Genomic DNA, 25,731 nt, shown 5'->3' with positions numbered 1-25,731 from the left:
CACCCGACCCGGGCACGCCCTAGGGTCGGATCGTGCAGTTCGAGCAGGCCCTGACCGACACCGTCCTCCTGCGGGAGGCGCGGGTCGGCGACGCCGCCGCCCTCGCCGACGCGCACCGGCGCAACCGCGAGCACCTCGCCCCCTGGGATCCCGAGCGCGCGCCGTCGTTCTTCGAGCCCGCCGGCCAGCTCGCGATGCTCAAGGCACGCATCAGCTCGGCCGACGCCGGCGAGCAACAGCCGTTCCACCTGATGGAGGGCGACGGCGTGGTCGGCACGATCGCGCTCAACCAGATCGTCCGCGGCCCGCTGCAGAAAGCGGCCGTCGGCTACTGGGTCGACCGTGAGCGCACGGGACAGGGCCTCGCGAAGGCAGCGCTGGCCGTCGTCGTCGACCTCGCGGCCGCCCACCTCCGGCTGCACCGCCTCGAGGCGAGCGCCCTGCCGCACAACGCGGGGTCGCGGGCCGTGCTCGCCTCCGCCGGCTTCGAGCAGTACGGCACGGCGCCGGGCTACCTCCGCATCGCGGGGGAGTGGCGCGAGCACGTGCTGTACCAGCGCCTCCTCGACTAGGCCCTCGCCGTACGGCTACGAGAGCCGACGGCATCGTCTGCGCGCGGTCAGAGGCCGAGCAGGTCGCGGAGCCGCGCGAACAGGCCGGCGCGGCGTCGCTGGGGCGCAGGCACGACGGCCGGTGCAGCCGAGCCGGACGAGCTGGCGGCACCAGCACCAGCACCAGCGCCGGCGCCGGCGCCAGCGAGCTCGGGCGACTCGGCGCGCAGCAGCCGCATCAGGCTGAACGCGTTGACGAGGCGGCGGGCCTCGGCCGGGTCCGACCCTGTGGCGCTCGCCAGCTCGACGACGGGCAGGGAGGCGTCGACGAGCACCGCGGTCATGCGCAGCTGTTCGGGGGTGTGCGGCAGCGCGGTGAAGCTCGGCCAGCGCACCAGCTGGTAGCGGTCGTCACGCTGCAGCCACCAGGCGAGCTCGCCCGGGAACGAGTGGTTCCCGATGAGCCAGAGGAGCTCGTCGAGGTCGGCGCCCGGGGCGCGCGTCGCCCGGTCGGCGGGATCCGCGGCCTCGACGACGACCTCGACGTCGACGGGCTCGGCGGGGAACGTCGCCAGCGGGGCGTCCCACCAGTACGCGTTCGACTCGACGTCGACGACGAGCGGCGGCCGGCCTGCCTGGTGGACGACCACGATCGACCCGGCCGGCTGCTGCTGGAGGCGGTGGAGGGCGATGGCCACGCCGGTCCAGCCGAACGCGGGCAGGGTGATGCCGGTGGTCCCGGGGCTGCCGGCGTCGGATGTCGGGGGGTCCTGCGGGGCCGCCGACGCGGTCCGGGCAGGCTCGAACGTCGTCTCGTGACCGTGCATCGTGCGGGGCTCCTAGGGATCGGCGGGTTCCATCCGTGGAACTGGGCCGGACGTGTCGTCGGGCCCAGGATCGCCGTCGTCCACTAGAGCAGTCGCGTCCGACGGCGTGCCACCCCCTCTTCTGGGCGACGGCCACCCCCTTCCGGGGCGGTCGCCGCGCCTCCTCGGCCCTGCCGGAGGGGCTGTGACGCAGACGGGGGGCACCCTCACTGGGACGTGTCGGGCGAGCGCCCTCGCCGTAGCGTGGCGACTGCTCGGGACGACTCCCGACGACCTGCCGCCAGGACCCCGACATGCCGGGCGCGCGTACCGAGGAGATGCACCCGTGGCTTCGATGACCGAGATCCTGATCCTGCACGGGCTGCTGCCCATGGAGCACCTCGACCGCGTGGGGCGCCGGGGCGCCGACGAGGAGGCGTCCATCAGGGAGCTGCTCGAGTCCGGCACCGTGACCCCCGCGCAGGTCGCCCGCGCCAGGGCCCAGGCCAACGGCGTCGACTTCGTCGAGCTCGTCGACTACCCCGTCGACCGCGCCGCCGTGACGATGGTGCCCGCCGCCGTCTGCCGCCGGCACAGCGTCTTGCCGATCGCGGTGCGCGACGGCCTCCTCCTGCTCGCGATGGCCGACCCCGGCGACGTCTTCGCGATCGACGACGTGCGCGCTGCGCTGCGCATCGGCGTCGAGCCGGTGCTCGCCGACCGCGCCGACCTGCAGGCCGCGCTCGACCGCTACCTCCGTGCCGACGACGAGCTCAACGACCTGACCTCGACGCTCGAGGAGGAGACCAGTGCGGTCGAGTCCGCCCAGGCCGACATCGCCTCCTCCGGCCCCGACGACGACGTGCCGATCGTGCGCTTCGTCAACCTGCTCGTCAGCCAGGCCATCACCGACCACGCCTCCGACATCCACATCGAGCCGGCCGAGCACGACGTGCGCATCCGCTACCGCATCGACGGGGTGCTGCACGAGATGCAGCCGGCGCCGAAGGCGATCCAGAACGGCGTGATCTCGCGCCTCAAGATCATGAGCGAGATCGACATCGCCGAGCGCCGTCGCCCGCAGGACGGCCGCATGTCGGTGCGCCACGGCGGCCGCCAGATCGACCTGCGCGTCGCGACCCTGCCGACGGTGTGGGGCGAGAAGGTCGTCATGCGGATCCTCGACAACTCGAACACGTCGATGAGCCTCCGTGACCTCAACCTGCTCGAGCGCAACTTCGACGTCTACGCGGCGTCGTACTCGAAGCCCTACGGCATGATCCTCGTCACCGGCCCGACCGGCTCGGGCAAGTCGACGACGCTCTACACGACGCTCAACGCGGTCGCGCGTCCCGAGATCAACGTCATCACCGTCGAGGACCCGGTCGAGTACCGGATGGACGGCATCAACCAGGTGCAGGTCAACCCGAAGGCGGGCCTCACCTTCGCCGGCGCGCTGCGGAGCATCCTGCGGTCCGACCCCGACGTCGTCCTGCTCGGCGAGATCCGCGACCACGAGACGGCGCAGATCGCCATCGAGGCGTCGCTGACCGGCCACCTCGTGCTCAGCACCCTGCACACGAACGACGCCCCGAGCGCCATCACCCGCCTCACCGAGATGGGCATCGAGCCGTTCCTCGTCGGCAGCGCCATCGACTGCGTCGTCGCCCAGCGTCTCGCGCGCCGCCTCTGCGACCGCTGCAAGACGCCGACCTCGTACACGCCGCGCCAGCTCGAGCACCTGCGGTTCCCGGTGCGCCTCGACGAGCCCGCGCCGCTCGTCTACCAGCCCGTCGGCTGCGCGCAGTGCTCGAACACCGGCTACCGCGGCCGTATCGCCCTGCACGAGGTGATGAGCGTCTCCGAGGAGATCGAGCGCCTCGCCGTCTCCCGCGCGTCGAGCGCCGAGATCGCCCGCGTCGCCACCGAGCAGGGCATGGTCAGCCTCCGCCACGACGGCTGGGCGAAGGCGAAGCTCGGCCTGACCAGCGTCGAAGAGATCCTGCGGGTCGTCGCGTGAGCGCGGGCCGCAGCACCTGCTCCCGCACCGCACCCGTCCGCACCGCGTCCGCCCGCACCGCACCTGTCCGCACCGCACCCGTCCGTACCGCCCGCCGCACCGCACCCGAGGGAACGCCCGCATGAGCGACAACGTCTTCGAGATCCCCGACCAGGTCGACCCGGCCGACGGCTGGACCCCCGGCACGCCCGGCAACGACCTGAGCACGCAGACCCCGGCGAACTCGTGGGAGCTGCCGAAGGCACCCGCGACCCTGGCGCCGCACATCGACGAGGACGACCGCGGCCCGGTCTACACGATGGACGACGCAGGCGGGGAGGCGGTGCTCGGCTGGAGCCCCACCCCCGCGCCGACGAGCCGTCGCGCCGCACGGCTCGCGAGCGCCCTCGAGGGCGGCGGCATGGCCGCGCGCACCCCGTGGAGCGACCCCCGCTTCGACGAGTTCGAGACCCCGGCCGCCCAGTTCGCCCCGATGAGCCCCGCCGTCGCCGAGCCCGAGCCCGGCACGGGTCGTCGCGCGGCCTTCATGCCGGCGTACCTCGCGGACGAGGTCGACATCGACGCCCCGGCCGCCGCCTCCTCGGCCCCCTCGTCGCCCGACATCTCGTCGGCCGCACCGACCTCGCCCGTCCTGCCCGCAGCCGCAGCCGCAGCGCCGGCCCCCACCGCCGCGGCCGCAGCGCCCGCGCCTGCACCGGCTCACGCACCGGCGCCCGCCTCGCCCCAGCTCGGCGACGGCGGCCTGCTGCGCGTCCCGTCGTTCGCCCCGTCCAGCGCCCAGCACGCCGCCGAGGAGGCGCCCGCCACCGACCAGGTCGAGTCCCGACCCGGCATCGAGCTGCACGAGCACGCCCGCACGGTCGCGCACCCGGCGCTCATCTTGGCCCTCTGCGAGGTCGTGCTGCAGGGTGCCTCCGACCTGCACGTCACGGTCGACGCGGCCCCCACGCTCCGCGTTGACGGCGGTCTGCAGCCGGCCCTCGCCGGCGGTGAGCCCTGGGACGCCCCGACGGTCTCCGCCGCCCTGACCAGCCTGCTCACCCCGACCATGCAGGCGCAGTTCGACGAGCACCTCGAGCTCGACTTCGCCTACTCGCTGTCCGACGAGTCGCGCTTCCGCGTGAACTTCTACCAGCAGCGCGGGGTGATGGGCGCGGCCTTCCGTCTCATCCCGACCGAGATCAAGCAGCTCGCCGACCTGGGCGTGCCCGAGGTCGTCAGTCGCTTCGCGAAGCTGCCCCGCGGCCTCGTGCTCGTCACGGGCCCCACCGGCTCGGGCAAGTCGACGACCCTCGCCGCCCTGATCGACCTGGTCAACCGCACGCGCGCCGACCACATCGTGACGGTCGAGGACCCGATCGAGTTCATGCACCAGCACAAGAAGGCGATCGTCAACCAGCGCGAGGTCGGCCACGACACGCACAGCTTCGCGAACGCGCTGAAGCACGTGCTGCGCCAGGACCCGGACGTCATCCTGATCGGCGAGCTCCGCGACCTCGAGACCATCTCGGTCGCGCTGACCGCCGCCGAGACCGGTCACCTCGTGTTCGCGACCCTGCACACGCAGAGCGCCGCGCAGACGATCGACCGTGTCATCGACGTGTTCCCGCCGCACCAGCAGGATCAGGTGCGCACCCAGCTCGCGTCGACGCTGCAGGGCGTCGTCTGCCAGACGCTGCTGCCGAAGGCCGGCGGCAAGGGCCGTGTCGTCGCGACCGAGATCATGATGATGACCCCGGCCATCGGCAACCTCGTGCGCGAGGGCAAGACGTACCAGATCGCGTCGTCGATGCAGGCGGGGCGCGACCTCGGCATGCACACGATGGACCAGAAGCTGGCCGACCTCGTCAACACCGGGGCCGTCACGCACAAGGCGGCGATGGAGAAGGTGCACGACGCCGAGGGCTTCGACCGTCTCGTCACCCGTGTGATCAACAAGTCCGAGACGGTCGGCCTCGACGCCGGCATCGACTTCGGCGACGCCTTCTCGATCGGGAGCAACTGATGGCCACCAGCACCGCCTACGCCTACAAGGGCCGCGACTCGGCCGGCAAGGTCGTCAAGGGCAAGGTCGACGCCTCCAGCGAGGGCGCCGTCGTCACCCGACTGCGCACCATGGGCGTGCAGCCCATCTCGATCGCCGCGGCGAGCGACGGCACCGGCCTGCAGCGCGAGATCTCGATCGGCGGCCTCGGCGGCGGCGGCGTCAAGATGAAGGAGATCGCGGTCATGTCGCGCCAGATGGCGACCATGATCGCGTCCGGCCTGTCGCTGCTGCGCACCCTCACGATCCTCGCCGACCAGGTCGACAACAAGACGCTGCAGAAGGTCATGCAGGAGGTGCGCGACGACGTCGAGACCGGCGTCTCGTTCTCCGACGCGGTCGGCAAGCACGACAAGCACTTCCCGCCCCTGATGATCAACATGATCAGGGCCGGCGAGGTCGGCGGGTTCCTCGACAAGGCGCTCGAGTCGACGGCCGACAACTTCGAGAAGGAGGTGGCGCTCCGGTCGACGATCAAGTCGGCGATGACCTACCCGGTCGTCGTGCTCGTCATGTCGCTGCTCGCGGTCGTCATCATGCTGACCTTCATCGTGCCCATCTTCCAGGACATGTTCACGAACCTCGGCGGGCAGCTGCCGCTGCCGACGATGATGCTGGTCTACGCGTCGCAGGCCATGCCGATCGTGCTGCCGATCCTGATCGTCGGCGGCATCGGCGGGTCGATCTGGTGGAAGACGAACAAGAACTCCGTCAAGGTGCGCTCCAAGCTCGACCCGCTCAAGCTGAAGCTGCCGGTGTTCGGCGAGCTGCTGCGCAAGATCGCGATCGCGCGGTTCTCCCGCAACTTCTCGAACATGATCGGCGCCGGCGTCCCCATCCTCACCGCCCTGCGGATCGTCGGCGAGGTCTCGGGCAACTACGTGCTCGAGGAGGCGCTGGTCGAGGTCGCGGAGTCGGTGCGGCAGGGCGAGTCCATCGCCGCGCCCCTGACGGCGTCCGGGGTCTTCCCCCCGATGGTCACGCAGATGATCTCGGTCGGCGAGGACGCCGGCTCGCTCGAGACGATGCTCGAGAAGGTGGCGGACTTCTACGACCAAGAGGTCAAGTCGACCACGGAGTCGCTGACGGCCCTGATCGAGCCGCTGCTGATCGCCTTCCTCGGCGTCGTCGTCGGCGGCATGATCGTCGCGCTGTACCTGCCGATCTTCCAGATCACGGCGCTGATCAAGTAGTCGCGACACCGTTCTGCCCGGAGGGCCCGACCGATGGTCGGGCCCTCCGCTGTGCGCGACGCCTGTTGCTTACGCAATGACCCCTGAACAGGGGTTCTGCCCGTTCGGGGGGGACCCGGACTGGGGCCGTGTCGCGGGCACAAACCCCCCGTCTGCGGGATTCTCGTGGGTCTCGAGGGCTGGGAGAGTCATCTCCGGCGGGAACGACGTGACCGCCTCCGATCACCTCTCCCGCACCCGATCTCGAACGGACCAGTCATGTACTTCGCACTCATGGGCAAGCTCTCCGCCCGCCGCCAGAACCTCGCTCAGGACAAGGACAAGGGCTTCACGCTCATCGAGCTCCTCGTCGTCGTCATCATCATCGGCATCCTCGCCGCGATCGCCATCCCCGTGTACCTCAACGTGACGAACAACGCCAAGGACAGCGGCGTCAAGTCGGACGCGACGAACGTCAAGACCGCCATCATCAGCGTCCAGTCGAGCACTGGCACCCTTCCGGCCGCCTTCTCGGCCACCAAGCAGGCCGACATCGCTTCGGATCTCGTCAGCGCCGGCGCGAGCATGGGTGACAACACCACGGCTCTGGCGTACACGCTGAACGCCACGAAGGACAAGTTCTGCATCCAGACGACGAGCACCACAGGCAAGACCTTCGGTACCACGGACGCAGCTGGGACCGCACAGGGAACCTGCTCGGCGGGTGTCTTCACCAAGACCGCCGGATCCTGATCGGCTGGCCGGAGCGGGGCTCGACCTCGCTCCGGCCGCATCTTCCTGACCCACCCTCGAACCCGACCGGGAGGTGACCCACCATGTTCCAGCCCCTCGCGCAGCGCCTGCGTCCTGCCTCCCTCCGCGACGACTCCGGCCTCGGCATCATCGAGGTCGTCATCGCCCTCCTGGTCTTCGCGCTCATCACCACCGGGTCGATCCTGGCCGTCGGGCTCTCGCTGTCCATGGCCAGCGACAACCGCGGCCGTGAGGTCGCCGCCAACCTCGCCGCACAGGAGATCGACCTCGCCCGCGCGGCGAACGCCACCCTGCTCGACGGCGCCACCACCAGCTACCCCGGCATCAACGGCACCGACTTCACGGTCGTCCGCGAGGTCAACTGGGTCACCTCCGGCGGCGTCGACAGCCAGTGCCTCACCGGCGCGACCGGCGCAGGCTCGCTCTTCTACAAGCGGGTGAACGTCACCGTCACCTGGTCGGGGATGCGCTCGACCACGCAGCCCGTGCGTGCGGACACCGTGCTCTCGCCCGACGGCAAGATCTACGACGCCACGACGGGCACGATCCTCGTCTCGGTCACCGACCAGACCGGCGCCGGCGTCAAGGGCGTCACCGCCACGGTCACACCGGCGGCCGACGTCACGCCGAACACGGCGAAGGCCCTCGAGGCCGTCTCGGTCCCCGCGCCGACCGATCGAAACGGCTGCGCGTTCGCCATCAAGGTCGCCCCCGGCACCTACACGGTCACGCTGTCGCGTGCCGACGGCGAGGTCTGGGTGTCGCCTGACCAGAACCGGGCGCCGTCCCAGCAGGTCACCCTCGGCTCCGGCAGCTCGACGAACGCGAAGTTCGACTACGCGCGAGCCGACCAGTACCAGCTCACCTGGGCGTCGGGCTCGGCCATCAGGGCGTCGAACCAGGCCGTCACCTTCGTGAGCGCCTCCACGCGCTCCGTGGTCACGGCGCCGGCCGACGTCCAGTACCTCTACCCCCAGTCGTCCGGCTACCAGGTCTTCGGCGGCACCTACGCCAAGGCCGGGACCGCGGGCGGCACCTGCAAGTCGCCGAACCCGGTGGAGTGGCCCACCGCCACGGATCGCCGCACCGGCAAGGCGCGGCCCGCGGTCGCTCCCGACTACACGGTCGACAACGTCGCCCGCGACGTGAGCGTCAACCTCGTGACCGTGCCCGTGAAGGTCAGGACCAGCGACCTGTTCGTGCGGGCGACGGCCGCCACGACGGCCCAGGCGAACGGCGACCCGGGCTGCGCCCTGGGGACCACCTTGACCTTCCGGATCCCGGCGAACAGCAACACGGTGTCGGTCGCCCTTCCCCCGGGGACGTGGAGCCTCTCGAGCAGCTCCAACGAGAACGCCAACTACAGCTCGGCGAACCTGGTCGAGGCCCTCCTCGGCCTGCTGGGAGGCGGCAACGTCGTCACCGTCGACCCCCGGAGCGCACCGTGACCGCCCTCCGGCGTCGCCTCGCGGCAGCGGGTCGGGACCAAGGGATCACACTGGTAGAGCTGATCGTCGCGATGATGATCCTCGGCATCGTGCTCGCCGTCACCTCGGGCACGGTCCTCTCGCTCACACGGGCCACGAGCACGGCACGCACGGTCGACGTCAACGTGCGCGAGTCGTCGAACGGCATGAACGCCCTCGCGCAGACCGTCCGCTCCGCCGTCGACCAGCAGCAGCCGAGCGCCCCCGACCGGCCAGCGTTCCAGGCTGCCTCGAGCGAGATGTTCACGGTGTCGACGTCGGTCAACTTCGCCGACACCCAGACGAAGCCCGTGTTGGTCACCTACGACCTCGACGCCGGTCGCAAGCTGCGCGAGGTGCGCACCCAGGCAGTCCGCTTGGGCACGTCCTACTGGCAGTTCACCGGCACGAGCGCGACGAGGCTGCTCACGGCTCCCGTGGCAGCTTCCGCCACCAAGCCCCTCTTCGCCTACCTCGACAAGAACAAGGTGGTCCTGACGCCGGGCTCCACCGGTCGTCTCGACGACGCCCAGCTGCGACGCGTCGCGTTCGTCCAGGTGACCCTGGCGATCAAGAGCACCACGAACGCGGCCGACAACGGCGTCACCCTCGTCAACACCATCGGCACCCCCAACCTCCCCCGCTAGACAGGACGCACCGTGCAGCTCATCCGCAGACGACTCGGCCTCGGCCGTGACGATGCCGACCGTGGCATGGCCATGGCCGTCGTGCTGATCTTCGGCATGCTCATCATGGTGCTGGCCGCGACCGCCCTGACCGTCGCGGTCGGCGGGCTGAAGAAGGCGGACACCGACCAGGACTGGGCCGGGGCCCTGTCCGCCGCCTACGCCGGCGTCGAGGACTACCAGGCGCGGCTCTCGAACGACACGAACTACTACCGCTACGGCAACAAGGACGCGCCCTTCAGCGCGGCCAGCCCCGGCCTCGTGGCGCCGACGACGGCCAACCCTGCCTTCCAGCTCGGCACGGCCGCCGGGTCGTGGGCCGAGGTGCCCAGCAGCGGCGGCACGGCCTCGTACCGCTACGAGGTCGACAGCAGTGCGTACCTCGCGTCGGGCACCATGCGCATCCGCTCGACCGGCAAGGTCGGGGCCGTCACCCGCTCCGTCGTCGCCGACGTGCGCCAGAAGGGCTTCATCGACTACCTGTACTTCACCGACTACGAGGACAGGGACCCGGAGCAGGTCGGCACGAGCCCGGCCACCTGCCGCAAGTACGTGGCGCAGGGACGCGTCAAGACGAACGACTGCGGCGAGCTCGCGTTCGGCAGCGGCGACGTGCTCGACGGGGACGTGCACTCCAACGACGCCATCCGCATCTGCGACGCCAAGTTCCTCAAGACGGTCACGACCTCGAACACGGGCCTGCGCGACGGGGTCAACTACATCAAGCGCAACTCGAACGACGTGCTGTGCACCGGCCAGGACTTCCCCGGCAGCGACACCCAGCCCACCTTCCGGTCGTCCATCGGCATGCCTGCCACGAACCTCACCCAGAAGCGCGAGACGCGCTACGACCTGGGCTCCGAGATCCTCTCGCCCGGCTGCCTCTACACGGGGCCCACCTCGATCGTCTTCGGACCCACGCCGGGCTTCATGACCATCAAGTCGCCCCTCACGAAGTTCACCCAGACCGCTGGCGACAACGACACCGACGGCAAGACCCCGGACATGTGCGGCAAGATCTCCGACCTCAAGTCGGCGGGCGGCGCGACCGTCCCCGTGCTCGACAACAACCTGATCTACGTCCAGGACGTCCCCGGCGCCACGAGCAACAAGAACTACACGTCGACGGCACAGGTGCCCGCGGGCAAGTGCGACGCCAACGGCGTCGGCTACCCGCGCTCGGGCGAGACGGCACCCGCCGAGGACGTCACCGGCGACGGCGCCTGCGCCTACGACGCCCGCGGCGGCGACGTCTTCGTCGAGGGGACCTTCTCGGGCAAGATGACGGTCGCCTCGAAGAACTACATGTACATCACGGGCGACGTGAAGTACGACAACGCCAGCACCGACATCCTCGGGCTCTCCCCGGCCGGCACGGCCTGGATCTACAACCCGATGAAGAAGACGGTCGGCGGAACGATCTTCAACCCGACGACCACCTGGACCCCCGTGCTGCCCGGCTCCGCGACGAGCGTGCGCCGGGTCGACGCCGCGATCATCTCCGTCGACCACAGCCTGCTCGTGCAGAACTTCGACCGAGGGGGCCGCCGGGGCACGCTCAACCTGAACGGGGCCCTCGCGCAGCGGTTCCGCGGCGTCGTGAGCAGCGGCAGCAACGGCTACGTCAAGAACTACGTCTACGACGCCCGCCTCAAGTACCTCTCGCCGCCCAAGTTCATCAGCCCCGTCACGACCCAGTACGGCGTCACGACGACGACCGAGGTCAAGGCCGCGTTCACGTCCGCGGGGAGGACCAGCTGATGCCCGCCTCCTTCGTCGCCTGGTCGGTCGCAGCGCTCGCCGCGGGCCTCGGCGGGATCCTGATCGGCTCGTTCCTCAACGTGGTCGTCTACCGCGTGCCCGCCGGCATGTCGATCTCGACGCCGCCGAGTGCCTGCCCCGGCTGCCACACGCCGATCAAGGCCAGGGACAACGTGCCCGTGCTCAGCTGGCTCGCCCTGCGCGGCCGCTGCCGCAGCTGCCGCACGGCCATCTCGGCCCGCTACCCGATCGTCGAGCTCGCCACGGGCCTGTTCTTCGTGGTCGTGGCGGCCCGCATCTGGCCGCTCGGCGACGTCCCGACCGAGGCCGCCCCGCTCGTCGCGGCGCTGCTCGAGCTCGTCGCGTTCCTCTGGCTGGCCGGCGCGAGCGTCGCGCTCGCCATCATCGACGTCGAGCACCACCGGCTGCCCGACGCGATCGTGCTGCCGTCGTACGCGGTCGGCCTCGTGCTGCTGGGCGCCTCCTCGGCCCTGTCGGGGGAGTGGGACGCGCTGCTCCGCGGCGTAGTCGGCATGGTCGCCCTGTTCGTCTTCTACCTGGCCCTCGCCCTCGTCAAGCCGGGGGCCATGGGCCTCGGCGACGTCAAGCTCGCCGGCGTGCTGGGCCTCTGGCTCGGCTGGCTGGGCTGGGGCGAGCTCGTCGTCGGCGCCTTCGCCGCTTTCTTGCTCGGCGGCCTGTTCTCGATCGTCCTGCTCGCCACCCGTCGTGCCCAGCGCACCGGCGGCATCCCCTTCGGCCCCTGGATGCTCGCGGGCGCCTGGGCCGGCGTGCTCGTCGGCGGCATCGTCGCCGCCTCCTACCTCCAGCTCCTCACCCTCGCGTGAGCCCGAACTCACGCAGAAAAGAGACCACCCCATGACGAAGAACATCGTCGGCATCGACATCGGCAGCCGATCGCTCCGCGCGGTCGAGGTCGCCGACGTCGACAAGCCGCGCCCCACCGTCGTCCGCTTCTCCGAGATGGCCCTCAGCGACGGCGCTGCCAGCCGCGGAGAAGTGCTCGAGCCCCAGACCGTGGCCAGCGCCCTCAAGCAGCTCTGGAGCACCGGCGGCTTCAAGAGCAAGAACGTCGTGCTCGGCATGGGCAACCAGCGCGTGCTGGCCCGTGACCTGACCGTGGCGAAGGCGTCGCGCGAGCGGATCCGCGAGTCGCTGCCGTTCCAGGTGCAGGACATGCTGCCGGTGCCGGTCGCCGACGCGCTGCTCGACTTCTACCCCTACAAGGAGAGCGAGGGCGAGAACGGCCCCGTGCTCAACGGCCTGCTCATCGCCGCCGTCAAGGACGCCGTCCTCGGCAACGTGCGCGCCAGCAAGCTCGCCGGGCTGTCGACCATGGGAGTCGACCTCATCCCGTTCGCGAACACGCGCCTCCTGATCAACCGTCCCGGCCTCACCGGCACCGTCGCCCTGATCGAGATCGGCCACAGCACCTCGTCGGTGATCGTCGCGACCGACGGCGTGCCCCAGTTCGTCCGCATCATCCCCTCGGGCGGCGACGACGTCACGCAGGCGATCATGGCCAAGCGGGGCATCTCGGTCGAGGAGGCGGTGGCCGTCAAGCGCGAACGAGGCCTCAGCACCGTGATCACCAACGCCGAGGAGCAGGCCTCGTCGGCCGCGATCTTCGAGTCGGTCAACGAGCTGCTCGGCAGCTTCCGCAACACCGTCCAGTACTTCGTCAACACCCGCTCGACCGAGACGATCTCGCAGATCGTCCTCGCCGGGGGCGGCGCCCTGCTGCCGGGTCTCCCCGACGCCCTGTCCGAGGTGACGCGCCTGCCCGTGGTCGTCGCCGATCCGTTCGCCACCGTCGCGTTCGGCAAGAACGTCGACGAGGCGGCCCTCCGCGGGCGCGCCTCCGACATGACCGTGGCCCTCGGGCTCGCACTGGGGAGCGCCGCATGAGCCGCACGAAGAAGACCGCCACGGCGGTCGTCGGGGGCCTGCCCCGCGTCGACCTGCTGCCCCCCGAGGTCCGGGCGGAGCGCCGCAGCGGCGTCGCCGTCCGCCGGGCGTGGATGGGCGTCGTCGGCGTCGCCGCCGTCGCCGGCATCGCGGTCGGCGGTGCCACGCTGCGCTCCATGGAGGCGCAGGACGAGCTGCTGGTCGCCCAGTCCGACACGCAGCAGCTGCTGCTCGAGCAGGGCAAGTACACCGAGGTGCGCGACACCAAGACGGACATCACGTTGCTCACGGCCGCCCAGGCCGTCGCGGGCGCCACCGAGATCGCCTGGCCGTCGTACCTGGCGCAGATCCAGGCGACCCTCCCGGCCGGCGTGACCATCTCGACGATCACGATCGACCAGGCCTCGCCGATCGCGGACTACACGCAGTCGGAGACGCCCCTCCAGGGGACCCGCATCGGCACGGTCACCTTCACGGCACAGAGCGAGACGCTCCCGAGCGTCCCCGACTGGCTGGACGGCCTGACCACCCTGCCGGGGTACACCGACGCGACCCCCGGGACGGTGGCCCTCGAGGAGGGCGTCTACGCGGCGACCGTCGTCATGCACATCGACCAGCGCGCGTTCTCGAACCGCTTCGCTCCGAAGGAAGGCGAGTGACCTCGTGGACCGCAACCGCCTCAAGATGATCGTCGCCGCGCTGACCGGCGTGGCCGTGCTCGCGCTGGGCTTCCTGCTCGGCGTGCAGCCCCAGCTCTCCGCAGCGTCCGCCGCGGCCGACCAGCGCACCTCGATCGAGACGCAGAACGAGGGCCTCAGGGCCACGCTCGCGCAGCTCGTCGCCGAGAACGACCAGCTCTCGACCCTGACCGCCGATCGCGACGCGCGTCGTGCCTCCGTGCCGGACGCTGCCGACATGCCCGAGCTGATCCGTCAGCTCGACGAGATGGCCGACGCTGCCGGTGTGCCGGTCACGTCGTTCACCACCGCTGACGCCGTCTCGTACGAGATGCCCGCGTCGGCTGCCGCTCCCGTGGCCGACGCGGCGACGACGGAGGGCGCCGATGCTGACGCTGCCGCCCCGGCAGCGGCGGCCGGGCCGACCGCGCCCACCACCTTCACCGACCCCGCCGTCACCGCGGCCAACTTCTCCACCATCGCGGTCACGGTCGACATCCAGGGCTCGTACGACCAGGCACTCGACTTCGTCGACCGCCTGCAGAAGGGCTCGCGTCTGTTCCTCGTGACCACGATCTCGAGCACCGAGTCTGCCGAGGGCGCCGACAGCGCGGCCGCGGCCGCGGGCGCGCAGACCTGGACGGTCGGCGGACTCGTCTTCGTCATGCAGGACGGCGACACCGCCCCCGCCGACGGCGACGCCACCACGACGGCGCCGACGCAGGCCGAGGGCACCGACGCGGGCACGGACACGACCGCCAGCGGTCGCTGACCAGCTGACCCGCGCCTCCTGTGCTCTGGCAGGCGGGCGGGTTCGTCGTCGACGGGCTGACGCGCACGCCCGTCGACGACGAAGTCGCCCGCACAGCTGACGCGGGGGGAGGCGATCGGCGCCTCAGGATCCACCCCGCGGCGTAGCCTCTGCTCATGACCCGTGCCGTCTACGCCCTGATGGCGAGCGTCCTCTTCGGCGCCCTGCTCGTGGCGACGGCCGGCTTCGAGAGCCTGCTGCTCGACCGTGACGTCATCACCGAGGCCGACGCCGGCCCCTTCCTCGGCCCGGCCATGGGCGGTGCCGCCCTGATCGTCGTCCTCCTCGCCCTGATGCGCTCCGCGGCGCTCGCGGACGCCCGCGAGGGGGGAGCGCCGGAGGTGCGCGGCACCTTCCCCGCCCAGCCCCTGCCCGACGCCCGCCCGGCCCGTCGGGGTCCGCGCCCCGGAGACGAGGGCGGCGGCGTCCCCGGTCCCCGACCCGCGCCTCCGAGCCCCTGGCCCGCCGTCGTCTCCGCGGCCGCCGCCGTCTGGGTGGTGATGCTGCTCGTCGGGAGCGTCGGCTACGCGGTGGTGCGCGGCGAGGCCGTCTGGCTGGTGCTCTTCGCCGCCCGCTACGCGCTCTCGCCCTTCGTGCTCGGCGCGGTCGTCTGCGCGGCGCTGGTCGTGCTCGGCACGCTGCTGGTCTCGCGGGCCGAGCCCGCCCGCTGACGGGCCGAGGAGGCGCCCGGCCGTTCGCCGTGGGCGTCCGGCCCCGGCCCGGAGACATTTGATTAACCCCCTGGCCGAAGCTATGCTCTATCGGTGTGCGCTTCATCGCGCGCCCGAAAATCCCGCTCGTACCACGGTCGACGACCCGGTACGGGCAGGGTCACACCGTCCCCCAGCTGCTCAGCGTGTTCGTCACGCAGCGGTCGCCGGGCGGGGCAGGGCCTCATCTGGGCCAGGTCCCGACGAGACGAGGACGCCGACCATCCGGTCGGACAGAGCAGAGCACTGCACGGCGCAGCACCGGCCGAGAGCAGAGCGCAACCAAGGAGAACCAGTGCCAACCATCCAGCAGCTGGTCCGCAAGGGACGCACGCCGAAGGTCGTCAAGACCAAGGCCCCCGCCCTGCGGTCCAACCCCCAGCAGCGTGGCGTGTGCACCCGCGTGTACACCACCACCCCCAAGAAGCCGAACTCCGCGCTCCGCAAGGTCGCCCGTGTGAAGCTCTCCAACGGCACCGAGGTCACCGCCTACATCCCCGGCGAGGGCCACAACCTGCAGGAGCACTCGATGGTGCTCGTGCGCGGCGGTCGTGTGAAAGACCTCCCCGGCGTGCGCTACAAGATCGTCCGTGGCGCCCTCGACACCCAGGCCGTGAAGAACCGCAAGCAGGCTCGTAGCCTCTACGGTGCGAAGAAGGACAAGAAGTAATGCCTCGTAAAGGACCCGCGCCCAAGCGCCCCGTCGTCGCCGACCCGGTCTACGGTGCGCCGATCGTCAGCCAGCTCGTCAACAAGATCCTCCTCGACGGCAAGAAGGGCCTCGCCGAGCGCATCGTCTACGGTGCTCTCGCCGGCGTCTCCGCCAAGAACGACCAGGATGCCGTCGTCACGCTGAAGAAGGCGCTCGACAACGTGCGCCCCACCCTCGAGGTGCGTTCGCGCCGCGTCGGCGGCTCGACCTACCAGGTCCCCGTCGAGGTCAAGCCGCACCGCGCGAACACGCTCGCGCTCCGCTGGCTCACGACCTACGCCAAGGCTCGTCGCGAGAAGACGATGACCGAGCGCCTCATGAACGAGATCCTCGACGCCTCCAACGGCCTCGGCGCCGCTGTCAAGCGCCGTGAGGACACTCACAAGATGGCCGAGGCGAACAAGGCCTTCGCGCACTACCGCTGGTAACAGCCACGGAGGCGCGGTGTGCGCACGACGTGCACCGCGCCTCCTCGGCTCCCGCTTTCCCCACCTACCCCTTCGGAGGAACCTGTGGCACAGGACGTGCTCACCGACCTGAACAAGGTCCGCAACATCGGCATCATGGCGCACATCGATGCTGGCAAGACGACGACGACCGAGCGCATCCTGTACTACACCGGCATCACCCACAAGATCGGTGAGGTCCACGACGGTGCGGCCACGATGGACTGGATGGCGCAGGAGCAGGAGCGCGGCATCACCATCACGTCCGCTGCGACGACGTGCTTCTGGAACAAGAACCAGATCAACATCATCGACACCCCCGGCCACGTCGACTTCACGGTCGAGGTCGAGCGTTCGCTCCGCGTGCTCGACGGCGCGGTCGCCGTGTTCGACGGCAAGGAGGGCGTCGAGCCCCAGTCAGAGACCGTCTGGCGTCAGGCCGACAAGTACGACGTGCCCCGCATCTGCTTCGTCAACAAGATGGACAAGCTCGGCGCCGACTTCTACTTCACGGTCGACACGATCATCAACCGCCTGGGCGCCAAGCCCCTCGTCATGCAGCTCCCGATCGGTTCGGAGTCCTCGTTCGAGGGCGTCGTCGACCTGGTCGAGATGCGTGCGCTGACGTGGCGCGGCGACTCCAAGGGAGACGTCGAGCTGGGTGCGAAGTACGAGATCGAGGAGATCCCGGACGACCTCAAGGAGAAGGCCGCGGAGTACCGCGCCAAGCTCCTCGAGACGGTCGCCGAGTCGGACGACGTGCTGCTCGAGAAGTACTTCGGCGGCGAAGAACTGACGATCGCCGAGATCAAGGGCGCCGTCCGCAAGATGACGGTCAACAGCGAGCTGTACCCGATCTTCTGTGGCTCCGCCTTCAAGAACCGCGGCGTCCAGCCGATGCTCGACGCGGTCATCGACTACCTCCCCTCGCCGCTCGACGTGCCTCCCATGGAGGGCCACGACGTCCGCGACGCCGAGAAGGTCATCATCCGCAAGCCCGAGTCGACGGAGCCGTTCTCGGCCCTCGCCTTCAAGGTCGCGGTGCACCCCTTCTTCGGTCGCCTCACCTACGTCCGCGTGTACTCCGGCTCGATCGAGTCGGGTGCCCAGGTCATCAACTCGACCAAGGACAAGAAGGAGCGCATCGGCAAGATCTTCCAGATGCACTCCAACAAGGAGAACCCGGTCGACAGCGTCACCGCCGGCCACATCTACGCGGTCATCGGCCTGAAGTTCACCACCACCGGTGACACGCTGTGCGACCCGTCCGAGCAGATCGTGCTCGAGTCGATGACGTTCCCCGAGCCCGTCATCGAGGTCGCCATCGAGCCCAAGACGAAGGCCGACCAGGAGAAGCTCTCGCTGGCCATCCAGAAGCTCGCCGAGGAGGACCCGACGTTCCGCGTCGAGCTCAACGTCGAGACCGGCCAGACGGTCATCAAGGGCATGGGCGAGCTCCACCTCGACATCCTCGTCGACCGCATGAAGCGCGAGTTCAACGTCGAGGCGAACGTCGGCAAGCCCCAGGTGGCCTACCGCGAGACGCTCAAGAAGGGCATCGAGCGCTACGACTACACCCACAAGAAGCAGACCGGTGGGTCGGGTCAGTTCGCCAAGATCCAGATCGCCCTGGAGCCCTACGAGGTCACGGCCGAGTCGACCTACGAGTTCGTCAACAAGGTCACCGGTGGCCGCGTCCCGCGGGAGTACATCCCCTCGGTCGACGCCGGCATCCAGGACGCCATGCAGGTCGGAGTCCTCGCGGGCTACCCGACCGTGGGCGTCCGGGCACTGCTCCTCGACGGTGCGGCGCACGACGTCGACTCGTCGGAGATGGCCTTCAAGATCGCTGGGTCGATCGCCTACAAAGAGGCGGCTCGCAAGGCCCAGCCCGTTCTCCTCGAGCCGCTCATGGCGGTCGAGGTGCGTACGCCCGAGGAGTACATGGGCGACGTCATCGGCGACCTCAGCTCGCGACGCGGGCAGATCTCGTCGATGGAAGACGCCAGTGGTGTGAAGGTCGTTCGGGCCAGCGTGCCGCTGTCGGAGATGTTCGGCTACGTCGGCGACCTGCGGTCGAAGACCTCGGGTCGTGCCGTCTACTCGATGACGTTCGAGTCGTACCAGGAAGTCCCCTCGGCGGTCGCCGAGGAGATCATCCAGAAGAACAAGGGCGAATAGTCCCGAATCTCGCGGCCGTTCCTCGACCGCGTAACATGTACACACACCAATCCGCAGTGTCCGGTAGGCCGGGTCATCGACCCGGCCCCCGGCCCCACTGCAACCGAGTCCTGAGGAGGACCCACAGTGGCTAAGGCCAAGTTCGAGCGGACCAAGCCGCACGTCAACATCGGAACCATCGGTCACGTCGACCACGGCAAGACCACGCTCACCGCGGCGATCACCAAGGTCCTGCACGACAAGTACCCGACCCTCAACGAGGCGTCGGCCTTCGACCAGATCGACAACGCGCCCGAAGAGAAGCAGCGCGGCATCACGATCAACATCTCGCACGTCGAGTACCAGACGGAGAAGCGTCACTACGCTCACGTCGACGCTCCCGGTCACGCCGACTACATCAAGAACATGATCACCGGCGCGGCTCAGATGGACGGCGCGATCCTCGTGGTCGCCGCCACCGACGGCCCGATGCCCCAGACGCGTGAGCACGTCCTGCTCGCCCGCCAGGTCGGCGTGCCCTACATCGTCGTGGCCCTGAACAAGTCCGACATGGTCGACGACGAGGAGATCCTCGAGCTCGTCGAGATCGAGGTGCGCGAGCTCCTCTCCAGCCAGGACTTCGACGGCGACAACGCCCCCGTCGTGCAGGTCTCCGCTCTCAAGGCCCTTGAGGGCGACGAGAAGTGGGCCGCCACGGTCGCCGACCTGATGGACCAGGTCGACGAGAACGTCCCCGAGCCCGTCCGTGCCACGGACCAGCCCTTCCTCATGCCCGTCGAGGACGTCTTCACGATCACCGGTCGTGGAACCGTCATCACCGGTCGTGTCGAGCGCGGCATCCTGAAGCCGAACGACGAGGTCGAGATCGTCGGCATCAAGGAGAAGTCGTCCAAGACGACCGTCACCGCCATCGAGATGTTCCGCAAGACCCTCGACGACGCGCGCGCCGGTGAGAACGTCGGACTCCTCCTCCGTGGCACCAAGCGCGAGGACGTCGAGCGCGGCCAGGTCGTGGTCAAGCCCGGCTCGATCACGCCCCACACCGAGTTCGAGGCGAACGTCTACATCCTCTCGAAGGACGAGGGCGGCCGTCACAACCCGTTCTACGCGAACTACCGCCCGCAGTTCTACTTCCGCACCACCGACGTCACGGGTGTCATCACGCTGCCCGAGGGCACCGAGATGGTCATGCCCGGCGACACGACTGAGATCACCGTTCAGCTGATCCAGCCCATCGCCATGGAAGAGGGCCTGCGCTTCGCCATCCGTGAGGGTGGCCGCACGGTCGGTGCCGGCACGGTCGTCAAGATCATCAAGTAGCACCAGCTCTAGCCACACCAGCACCAGCACCACCTGAACACCCGAGAGGGGTCGGGCCCGGAAGGGCTCGGCCCCTCTCGTCGTGTCCGGCGGTCGCGAGAGGGGGTGCGCCGATCGCCAGTTCGAGGCAGAGTGGTCCCGAGCCGGAGACGCCGGCCCAGAGGAGGCGCACCATGGCAGGCTTCGACGACATCACCAAGAAGGCCCAGGAGTTCCTGAAGGACGGCAAGGTCCAGGACGCCCTCAAGAGCGAGAAGGCCGAGGGGATCAGCGACAGCATCCTCGACGCCGTCGCCGGCGCCGCCGACAAGGCCACCGGCGGCAAGTACAGCGACAAGATCGCCCAGGCGAAGGAGCAGGCCGACAAGAAGGTCGGCGACCAGTAGCCCCGGTCCTCCCCGACGCCCCGCCCCCTCAGGGGCGGGGCGTCGCTCGTGCCCGGCCCGATCACCTGCCCTGTGCGACCACCTGCCCGGTCGCGGTGGTTCGATCGACTGATGCCGCGCCTCCGCAGGACCAACTCGAGCTCGCCGGGCCTCACCCGCGTCCGCAGCGGAGCGGGCTTCTCGTACCGGGACGCCGACGGCGTCACGGTCACCGACCCTGAGCTCCGCGAGCGGTGCGATCACCTCGGCATCCCGCCCGCCTGGACCGACGTCTGGATCGCTCCCTACGCCAACGGCCACATCCAGGCCACGGGCGTCGACGGTGCAGGGCGTCGCCAGTACATCTACCACCCGACCTGGCGTGAGCAGAAGGACCGCCTGAAGTTCGACCGGGCCCTCGCCCTGGCCGAGTCCCTGCCTGCGGCGCGTCGTCTCGTGACCCTCGACCTCCGCCTCGACGAACCGGTGCGGGAGCGGACCCTCGCCGCCGCCTTCCGGATGCTCGACACGGGCTCACTGCGGGTGGGGTCGGAGCGCTACGCGGAGCAGCACGGCAGCCACGGCCTCAGCACGCTGCTGTGCGCGCACGCGAAGGTGTCCGGCGACGTGGTGTCGCTCGCCTTCCCCGGCAAGAGCGGCCAGGACTGGGACAGCGAGATCCGCGACGCCGACCTGGCCACGGTGGTGCGCAGCTGCAAGCAACGCGGCGGCCGGGCGCGGCTGCTCGCCTGGCGTCCCGAGGCGGGATCTCCCTGGCGGCCGCTGCACGCCTCCGAGATCAACGAGTACGTGAAGCTCCGCGCGGGCGACGACTTCACGGCGAAGGACTTCCGCACCCTGCACGGCACGGTCGCCGCCGCGGTGAGCCTCGCGCGGACGGGCCCGCAGGCCGGCGTCGGCAAGAGGAAGGGAGCCGTCGCCCAGGCCATGCGCGACGCCGCCGACGTCCTCGGCAACACCCCGTCCGTCGCCCGCTCCTCGTACGTCGACCCGCGCCTCGTCGACGCCTACCTGCACGGCGAGACGATCGATCCTGCCCGCCTGGGGTCGGCGGAGACCGAGGTGCGGTCGCTGCTCTTCCGCTGACCCGCAGCCGAGGAGGCGCGTGGTCGTCCCGCAGGCGGTCGCGAGCGGGTGGCCCCATGACGTACCGTAGAGGGTTGCGTCCGTTCGAGTCGGGCGCTCGAGAGGACCAACTGCAGTGACTGACGAGTGCATCCACGGTTTCGAGCGAGAGCTGTGCGACATCTGCGCGCCGCGCAAGCGGGAGCCCCTGCTCGACGCCGACGGGCAGGCTCGGACCCTGGTCACGAAGCGCCGCGCGCCGTCGCGCAAGCCCGAGTCGCTGCGCAGCACGCCGGCGCTCGCGCGTGACTCTGCGGCCGTCGCCGTCGCGGCGCAGTCCGCTGCCCGCGTCGCACCCGCCTTCGAGGCCCAGCGCGTCTACCACTGGACCCACGTGAGCAACCTGCCGGCCCTGTTCGCCGCCGGCGAGCTCGTCCCCGCCGCCGAGGCGGCTCCCGTGCTCGACGTGAGCTCCGAGGCGACGCGGGCCCTGCGCGCCTCCGTGACGACCGCCTCCGGCGCCCCCGTCGCGGCTCACGTGCCCTTCTCGCTCTCGCCGCACGCCTCCGCGTGGGACGTGCTGCGCTCCGGGGCGGAGGGCTACGAGTGGTCGGACGCCGCCCGCGGCGCCAAGGCCACCGACTTCGTCATGCTCGTCGTGCCCGTGACCGCCCTCGAGGACGACTTCGTCGTCACCGAACGCGACGCCGCGGTGCAGGGGGTCCGCTCGGCGGCCGGCGTCGACGCCGCCTCCTCGATGGTGCGTCGCTTCTCGCTGGCCGACCCCGACCTGCTCGAGCCGGAGGTGCTCGTGCCGCACGCCGTCCCGCTCGAGTCGGTGATGCTGATCGGCGTCCCGCACGACAAGATGCGCGACCGGGTCAAGCAGCTGCTCGTCGAAGCTGGCGGCGCCGCGCCTCGCGTGGCCGTCTACCCGCCGTGGTTTCGCCCCGCCGAGACGGCCTGACGCACGCCGCAGGGGGCCTGACGGGCCCCCTCGACAGCGCGGAGGACATCCGCGACACGCCCGGGTTGCAGCATGTGCTCGGGTGTGGCAAAATCGTCTAGTTCAACATTCCGAGCTCGCCACGTGCGAGTGCCGGATCACTGCCAGGCAGTGCACAGACGCAAGACGTCTGGGCCGCGGGTAGCAGGACACATCTCACACAGGAACACCGCCAGGGCCGAGCTCTGCGCGACGGTGGACACGATGATGACCTCCCCGAGGTCCTCTCGCGCGGAATCCCGTCGGGCGGCCGCCCGCATCGTTCCCGAGATGGCTTGACACCAGAACAGCGGTACGCGAGGGCGACAGCCCTCGGAGATCGTGTAGAGCCAGATGTTCGCCCAGCGAACAGCGTCAGGCGGCCCCCGAGGTGCGCGACGTCCGAACGAGAGAGAGTCACACATGGCGGGACAGAAGATCCGCATCCGGCTGAAGTCGTACGACCACGAGGTCATCGACACCTCCGCGCGAAAGATCGTCGACACGGTCACCCGCGCGGGCGCCACGGTGGTCGGCCCCGTGCCGCTGCCGACCGAGAAGAACGTGGTCGTCGTGATCCGTTCGCCCCACAAGTACAAGGACTCGCGCGAGCACTTCGAGAAGCGCACGCACAAGCGCCTCATCGACATCGTCGACCCGACGCCGAAGGCCGTCGACTCGCTCATGCGCCTCGACCTCCCGGCCGACGTCAACATCGAGATCAAGCTCTAGGGGAGGCGACCATGACCATCAGCAGCACCAAGAACGTCAAGGGCCTCCTGGGCAAGAAGCTCGGCATGACCCAGGTCTGGGACGAGAACAACAAGCTCGTCCCCGTCACCGTCGTGGAGATCGCTCCCAACGTCGTGACCCAGATCCGCTCGCTCGAGAAGGACGGCTACAGCGCCGTCCAGATCGCGGCCGGCCCCATCGACCCCCGCAAGTCGAACAAGCCCGCCACGGGCCACTTCGACGCCGCGGGCGTCACTCCCCGCCGCCACCTCACCGAGGTCCGCACCGCCGACGCCGCCGAGTACGCACTCGGCCAGGAGCTCACGGCCGCCACCTTCGAGGCCGGCCAGAAGGTCGACGTCGTCGGCACCTCCAAGGGCAAGGGCTTCGCCGGTGTCATGAAGCGTCACAACTTCAAGGGCGTCAGCGCCTCGCACGGTGCGCACCGCAACCACCGCAAGCCCGGCTCGATCGGTGCTTCGTCGACCCCCAGCCGTGTCTTCAAGGGCATGCGCATGGCCGGTCGCATGGGTGGCGACCGCGTCACCATCCTCAACCTCACGGTGCACGCCGTCGACGCCGAGAAGGGTCTGCTGCTCGTCAAGGGCGCCGTTCCCGGTGCTCGTGGCCGCATCGTCTTCGTCCGCACCGCCGTGAAGGGGAAGTAGCTCATGGCCACCATCAACGCAACGGCCACCTCGGTGGACGTCCTCGACGCCAAGGGCGTGAAGACCAGCACGGTCGAGCTGCCCGGCGAGATCTTCGACGTCGTCACGAACGTGCCGCTCATCCACCAGGTCGTCGTCGCCCAGCAGGCTGCCGCTCGTCAGGGCACGCACAAGACCAAGCGTCGCGGCGAGGTCTCCGGTGCCGGCCGCAAGCCCTTCAAGCAGAAGGGCACCGGCCGCGCTCGTCAGGGCTCGATCCGTGCTCCTCAGATGACCGGCGGTGGCATCGTCCACGGTCCGCAGCCGCGTGACTACTCGCAGCGCACCCCGAAGAAGATGATCGCCGCTGCTCTGCTCGGCGCTCTGTCTGACCGTGCCCGCGGCGCCCGCGTCCACGTCGTCGAGAGCTTCGTCGCCGACACGGTGTCGACCAAGGTCGCCCTCGAGCTCCTGTCGACCATCTCGTCGAGCAAGCACGTCCTCGTCGTCATCGACCGCGACGACGCGCTGACCCGCAAGAGCGTCAACAACGTGCCCACGGTCCACGTGATCACGTTCGACCAGCTCAACGCCTACGACGTCCTCGTCAGCGACGACATCGTCTTCACGAAGAGCGCCTTCGACGGCTTCGTCGCCTCGAAGACCAAGAAGGAGGCCTCCGCATGAGCGGCTACGGCAAGGACCCCCGCGACGTCATCATCGCGCCCGTCGTCTCCGAGAAGAGCTACTCCCTGATCGATCAGGGCAAGTACACCTTCATCGTCGACCCGCGGTCGAACAAGACCGAGATCAAGCTCGCCATCGAGAAGATCTTCGACGTCAAGGTCGACAGCATCAACACGCTGAACCGCGTCGGCAAGACCCGTCGCACCCGTTTCGGCACCGGCAAGCGCAAGGACACCAAGCGCGCCATCGTGACGCTCAAGTCGGGCTCCATCGACATCTTCACGGCTGTCGGCTAGGGCTCGGAGGGAAAACAAAATGGCTATTCGTAAGTACAAGCCCACGACTCCTGGTCGCCGCGGTTCGTCCGTCGCCGACTTCGCGGAGATCACGCGTTCGACGCCCGAGAAGTCGCTGCTCCGTCCGCTCTCCAAGAGCGGTGGACGCAACAACGCCGGTCGCATCACGACGCGTCACATCGGTGGTGGCCACAAGCGCCAGTACCGCGTGATCGACTTCCGTCGGAACGACAAGGACGGCGTCAACGCCAAGGTCGCTCACATCGAGTACGACCCCAACCGCACGGCGCGCATCGCACTGCTGCACTTCGTCGACGGCTCGAAGCGCTACATCATCGCGCCGAACAAGCTGTCGCAGGGCGACGTCGTCGAGTCGGGTCCCGGCGCCGACATCAAGCCCGGCAACAACCTGCCGCTCAAGAACATCCCGGTGGGTACCATCATCCACGCGATCGAGCTGAAGCCCGGCGGCGGCGCGAAGATGGCCCGCTCGGCCGGTGCCTCGGTGCGTCTCGTCGCCAAGGACGGCCCCTACGCGCAGCTCCGCCTGCCGTCGGGCGAGGTCCGCAACGTCGACGCCCGCTGCCGCGCCACCATCGGCGAGGTCGGCAACGCCGAGCAGTCGAACATCAACTGGGGCAAGGCCGGCCGCATGCGCTGGAAGGGCGTCCGCCCGACCGTGCGTGGTGTCGCCATGAACCCCGTCGACCACCCGCACGGTGGTGGTGAGGGCAAGACCTCCGGTGGACGCCACCCGGTCAGCCCGTGGGGCCAGAAAGAAGGCCGCACTCGCCACCCCAACAAGGAGAGCGACAAGCTCATCGTCCGCCGTCGTAACGCTGGCAAGAAGCGTAAGTAGGAGTTGTAGAA

The 25,731-nt window shown here is 69.7% G+C and carries 26 protein-coding genes; 25 read left to right on the top strand and 1 reads right to left on the bottom strand.

What is annotated here, in order from left to right:
* Positions 1 to 32: 32 nt before the first annotated feature.
* On the top strand, positions 33 to 572 hold the full coding sequence (locus JOE35_RS15105) for a GNAT family protein (protein WP_307803110.1): 540 nt from the start codon (positions 33 to 35) through the stop codon (positions 570 to 572).
* Between the two features lie 47 nt (positions 573 to 619).
* Here the strand turns inward: JOE35_RS15105 and JOE35_RS15100 are convergent, their stop codons facing one another.
* A complete protein-coding gene (locus JOE35_RS15100; protein WP_209561725.1) occupies positions 620 to 1,378 on the bottom strand; it encodes a hypothetical protein in 759 nt (252 codons plus the stop codon).
* Positions 1,379 to 1,703: 325 nt separating this feature from the next.
* On the opposite strand from JOE35_RS15100, the gene JOE35_RS15095 reads away from it, so the two are divergent.
* The 24 genes from JOE35_RS15095 to rplB all read left to right on the top strand — a co-directional run bounded on the left by JOE35_RS15095 (position 1,704) and on the right by rplB (position 25,720).
* Positions 1,704 to 3,377 (top strand): GspE/PulE family protein, encoded by a 1,674-nt coding sequence (locus JOE35_RS15095; RefSeq protein WP_209561724.1) that lies wholly within the window; start codon positions 1,704 to 1,706, stop codon positions 3,375 to 3,377.
* Between the two features lie 121 nt (positions 3,378 to 3,498).
* A complete protein-coding gene (locus JOE35_RS15930) occupies positions 3,499 to 5,382 on the top strand; it encodes a type IV pilus twitching motility protein PilT (protein ID WP_280870154.1) in 1,884 nt (627 codons plus the stop codon).
* The gene (locus JOE35_RS15085; RefSeq protein ID WP_209561723.1) at positions 5,382 to 6,614 is read left to right on the top strand and encodes a type II secretion system F family protein; all 1,233 of its coding nucleotides are present in this window, start codon (positions 5,382 to 5,384) and stop codon (positions 6,612 to 6,614) included. Before JOE35_RS15930 ends, JOE35_RS15085 begins: the two co-directional genes overlap by 1 nt.
* A gap of 258 nt (positions 6,615 to 6,872) precedes the next feature.
* Positions 6,873 to 7,346: a type II secretion system protein gene (locus JOE35_RS16165; protein WP_209561722.1), complete on the top strand. Its 474-nt coding sequence runs from the start codon at positions 6,873 to 6,875 to the stop codon at positions 7,344 to 7,346.
* 83 nt (positions 7,347 to 7,429) lie between these two features.
* Complete coding sequence (locus tag JOE35_RS15075; protein ID WP_209561721.1) at positions 7,430 to 8,815, top strand: carboxypeptidase-like regulatory domain-containing protein; 1,386 nt, start codon at positions 7,430 to 7,432, stop codon at positions 8,813 to 8,815.
* Positions 8,812 to 9,480: a type II secretion system protein J gene (locus JOE35_RS15070; RefSeq protein ID WP_209561720.1), complete on the top strand. Its 669-nt coding sequence runs from the start codon at positions 8,812 to 8,814 to the stop codon at positions 9,478 to 9,480. Before JOE35_RS15075 ends, JOE35_RS15070 begins: the two co-directional genes overlap by 4 nt.
* 12 nt (positions 9,481 to 9,492) lie before the next feature.
* Complete coding sequence (locus tag JOE35_RS15065) at positions 9,493 to 11,280, top strand: hypothetical protein (protein ID WP_209561719.1); 1,788 nt, start codon at positions 9,493 to 9,495, stop codon at positions 11,278 to 11,280.
* Positions 11,280 to 12,125, top strand: coding sequence for an A24 family peptidase (locus tag JOE35_RS15060; RefSeq protein ID WP_209561718.1), 846 nt, complete (start codon positions 11,280 to 11,282; stop codon positions 12,123 to 12,125). Before JOE35_RS15065 ends, JOE35_RS15060 begins: the two co-directional genes overlap by 1 nt.
* A 31-nt stretch (positions 12,126 to 12,156) precedes the next feature.
* Entirely contained in the window at positions 12,157 to 13,206 is a 1,050-nt protein-coding gene (pilM, locus tag JOE35_RS15055; protein WP_209561717.1) for a type IV pilus assembly protein PilM, read from the top strand.
* A complete protein-coding gene (locus JOE35_RS15050; RefSeq protein ID WP_209561716.1) occupies positions 13,203 to 13,865 on the top strand; it encodes a hypothetical protein in 663 nt (220 codons plus the stop codon). The genes pilM and JOE35_RS15050 overlap by 4 nt, the downstream gene beginning before the upstream one ends.
* Positions 13,866 to 13,869: 4 nt before the next feature.
* Complete coding sequence (locus JOE35_RS15045) at positions 13,870 to 14,655, top strand: hypothetical protein (protein WP_209561715.1); 786 nt, start codon at positions 13,870 to 13,872, stop codon at positions 14,653 to 14,655.
* Between the two features lie 155 nt (positions 14,656 to 14,810).
* Positions 14,811 to 15,365 (top strand): DUF6121 family protein, encoded by a 555-nt coding sequence (locus JOE35_RS15040; RefSeq protein ID WP_209561714.1) that lies wholly within the window; start codon positions 14,811 to 14,813, stop codon positions 15,363 to 15,365.
* A 334-nt stretch (positions 15,366 to 15,699) separates the two neighbouring features.
* Positions 15,700 to 16,074, top strand: coding sequence for a 30S ribosomal protein S12 (gene rpsL, locus JOE35_RS15035; RefSeq protein ID WP_043593380.1), 375 nt, complete (start codon positions 15,700 to 15,702; stop codon positions 16,072 to 16,074).
* Complete coding sequence (rpsG, locus tag JOE35_RS15030) at positions 16,074 to 16,544, top strand: 30S ribosomal protein S7 (protein WP_123547680.1); 471 nt, start codon at positions 16,074 to 16,076, stop codon at positions 16,542 to 16,544. Before rpsL ends, rpsG begins: the two co-directional genes overlap by 1 nt.
* Positions 16,545 to 16,628: 84 nt before the next feature.
* Positions 16,629 to 18,743, top strand: coding sequence for an elongation factor G (gene fusA / locus JOE35_RS15025; protein ID WP_209561713.1), 2,115 nt, complete (start codon positions 16,629 to 16,631; stop codon positions 18,741 to 18,743).
* A 126-nt stretch (positions 18,744 to 18,869) separates the two neighbouring features.
* Positions 18,870 to 20,063: an elongation factor Tu gene (gene tuf, locus JOE35_RS15020; protein ID WP_209561712.1), complete on the top strand. Its 1,194-nt coding sequence runs from the start codon at positions 18,870 to 18,872 to the stop codon at positions 20,061 to 20,063.
* 173 nt (positions 20,064 to 20,236) lie between these two features.
* Positions 20,237 to 20,449, top strand: a complete 213-nt coding sequence (locus JOE35_RS15015; RefSeq protein ID WP_209561711.1) for an Rv0909 family putative TA system antitoxin — start codon at positions 20,237 to 20,239, stop codon at positions 20,447 to 20,449.
* Positions 20,450 to 20,560: 111 nt separating this feature from the next.
* A complete protein-coding gene (locus JOE35_RS15010; protein WP_209561710.1) occupies positions 20,561 to 21,535 on the top strand; it encodes a DNA topoisomerase IB in 975 nt (324 codons plus the stop codon).
* A gap of 115 nt (positions 21,536 to 21,650) precedes the next feature.
* A complete protein-coding gene (locus JOE35_RS15005) occupies positions 21,651 to 22,481 on the top strand; it encodes a DarT ssDNA thymidine ADP-ribosyltransferase family protein (protein ID WP_209561709.1) in 831 nt (276 codons plus the stop codon).
* 441 nt (positions 22,482 to 22,922) lie between these two features.
* The gene (gene rpsJ / locus JOE35_RS15000; RefSeq protein WP_043593369.1) at positions 22,923 to 23,231 is read left to right on the top strand and encodes a 30S ribosomal protein S10; all 309 of its coding nucleotides are present in this window, start codon (positions 22,923 to 22,925) and stop codon (positions 23,229 to 23,231) included.
* A gap of 17 nt (positions 23,232 to 23,248) precedes the next feature.
* Complete coding sequence (gene rplC / locus JOE35_RS14995; protein ID WP_191330343.1) at positions 23,249 to 23,899, top strand: 50S ribosomal protein L3; 651 nt, start codon at positions 23,249 to 23,251, stop codon at positions 23,897 to 23,899.
* Between the two features lie 3 nt (positions 23,900 to 23,902).
* Entirely contained in the window at positions 23,903 to 24,565 is a 663-nt protein-coding gene (rplD, locus tag JOE35_RS14990) for a 50S ribosomal protein L4 (protein ID WP_209561708.1), read from the top strand.
* Positions 24,562 to 24,861, top strand: coding sequence for a 50S ribosomal protein L23 (gene rplW / locus JOE35_RS14985; protein ID WP_123547687.1), 300 nt, complete (start codon positions 24,562 to 24,564; stop codon positions 24,859 to 24,861). Before rplD ends, rplW begins: the two co-directional genes overlap by 4 nt.
* A gap of 19 nt (positions 24,862 to 24,880) precedes the next feature.
* Positions 24,881 to 25,720, top strand: coding sequence for a 50S ribosomal protein L2 (rplB, locus tag JOE35_RS14980; RefSeq protein ID WP_209561707.1), 840 nt, complete (start codon positions 24,881 to 24,883; stop codon positions 25,718 to 25,720).
* The last annotated feature ends 11 nt before the right edge of the window (positions 25,721 to 25,731 follow it).

This window comes from Frigoribacterium sp. PvP032, from assembly GCF_017833035.1.
Taxonomy (GTDB): domain Bacteria; phylum Actinomycetota; class Actinomycetes; order Actinomycetales; family Microbacteriaceae; genus Frigoribacterium.
The sequence above is the reverse complement of the archived record's forward strand: the minus strand, read 5'-3'. Positions and strand labels throughout refer to the sequence as shown.

Bases quoted from the DNA above. Each gene is read 5' to 3' on its own strand.
- JOE35_RS15100 (WP_209561725.1), bottom strand. From the start codon at position 1,378: ATGCACGGTCACGAGACGACGTTCGAGCCTGCCCGGACCGCGTCGGCG.
- JOE35_RS15930 (WP_280870154.1), top strand. From the start codon at position 3,499: ATGAGCGACAACGTCTTCGAGATCCCCGACCAGGTCGACCCGGCCGAC.
- JOE35_RS15085 (WP_209561723.1), top strand. From the start codon at position 5,382: ATGGCCACCAGCACCGCCTACGCCTACAAGGGCCGCGACTCGGCCGGC.
- JOE35_RS16165 (WP_209561722.1), top strand. From the start codon at position 6,873: ATGTACTTCGCACTCATGGGCAAGCTCTCCGCCCGCCGCCAGAACCTC.
- JOE35_RS15075 (WP_209561721.1), top strand. From the start codon at position 7,430: ATGTTCCAGCCCCTCGCGCAGCGCCTGCGTCCTGCCTCCCTCCGCGAC.
- JOE35_RS15060 (WP_209561718.1), top strand. From the start codon at position 11,280: ATGCCCGCCTCCTTCGTCGCCTGGTCGGTCGCAGCGCTCGCCGCGGGC.
- pilM (WP_209561717.1), top strand. From the start codon at position 12,157: ATGACGAAGAACATCGTCGGCATCGACATCGGCAGCCGATCGCTCCGC.
- JOE35_RS15050 (WP_209561716.1), top strand. From the start codon at position 13,203: ATGAGCCGCACGAAGAAGACCGCCACGGCGGTCGTCGGGGGCCTGCCC.
- JOE35_RS15040 (WP_209561714.1), top strand. From the start codon at position 14,811: ATGACCCGTGCCGTCTACGCCCTGATGGCGAGCGTCCTCTTCGGCGCC.
- rpsG (WP_123547680.1), top strand. From the start codon at position 16,074: ATGCCTCGTAAAGGACCCGCGCCCAAGCGCCCCGTCGTCGCCGACCCG.
- JOE35_RS15015 (WP_209561711.1), top strand. From the start codon at position 20,237: ATGGCAGGCTTCGACGACATCACCAAGAAGGCCCAGGAGTTCCTGAAG.
- JOE35_RS15010 (WP_209561710.1), top strand. From the start codon at position 20,561: ATGCCGCGCCTCCGCAGGACCAACTCGAGCTCGCCGGGCCTCACCCGC.
- rpsJ (WP_043593369.1), top strand. From the start codon at position 22,923: ATGGCGGGACAGAAGATCCGCATCCGGCTGAAGTCGTACGACCACGAG.
- rplD (WP_209561708.1), top strand. From the start codon at position 23,903: ATGGCCACCATCAACGCAACGGCCACCTCGGTGGACGTCCTCGACGCC.
- rplW (WP_123547687.1), top strand. From the start codon at position 24,562: ATGAGCGGCTACGGCAAGGACCCCCGCGACGTCATCATCGCGCCCGTC.
- rplB (WP_209561707.1), top strand. From the start codon at position 24,881: ATGGCTATTCGTAAGTACAAGCCCACGACTCCTGGTCGCCGCGGTTCG.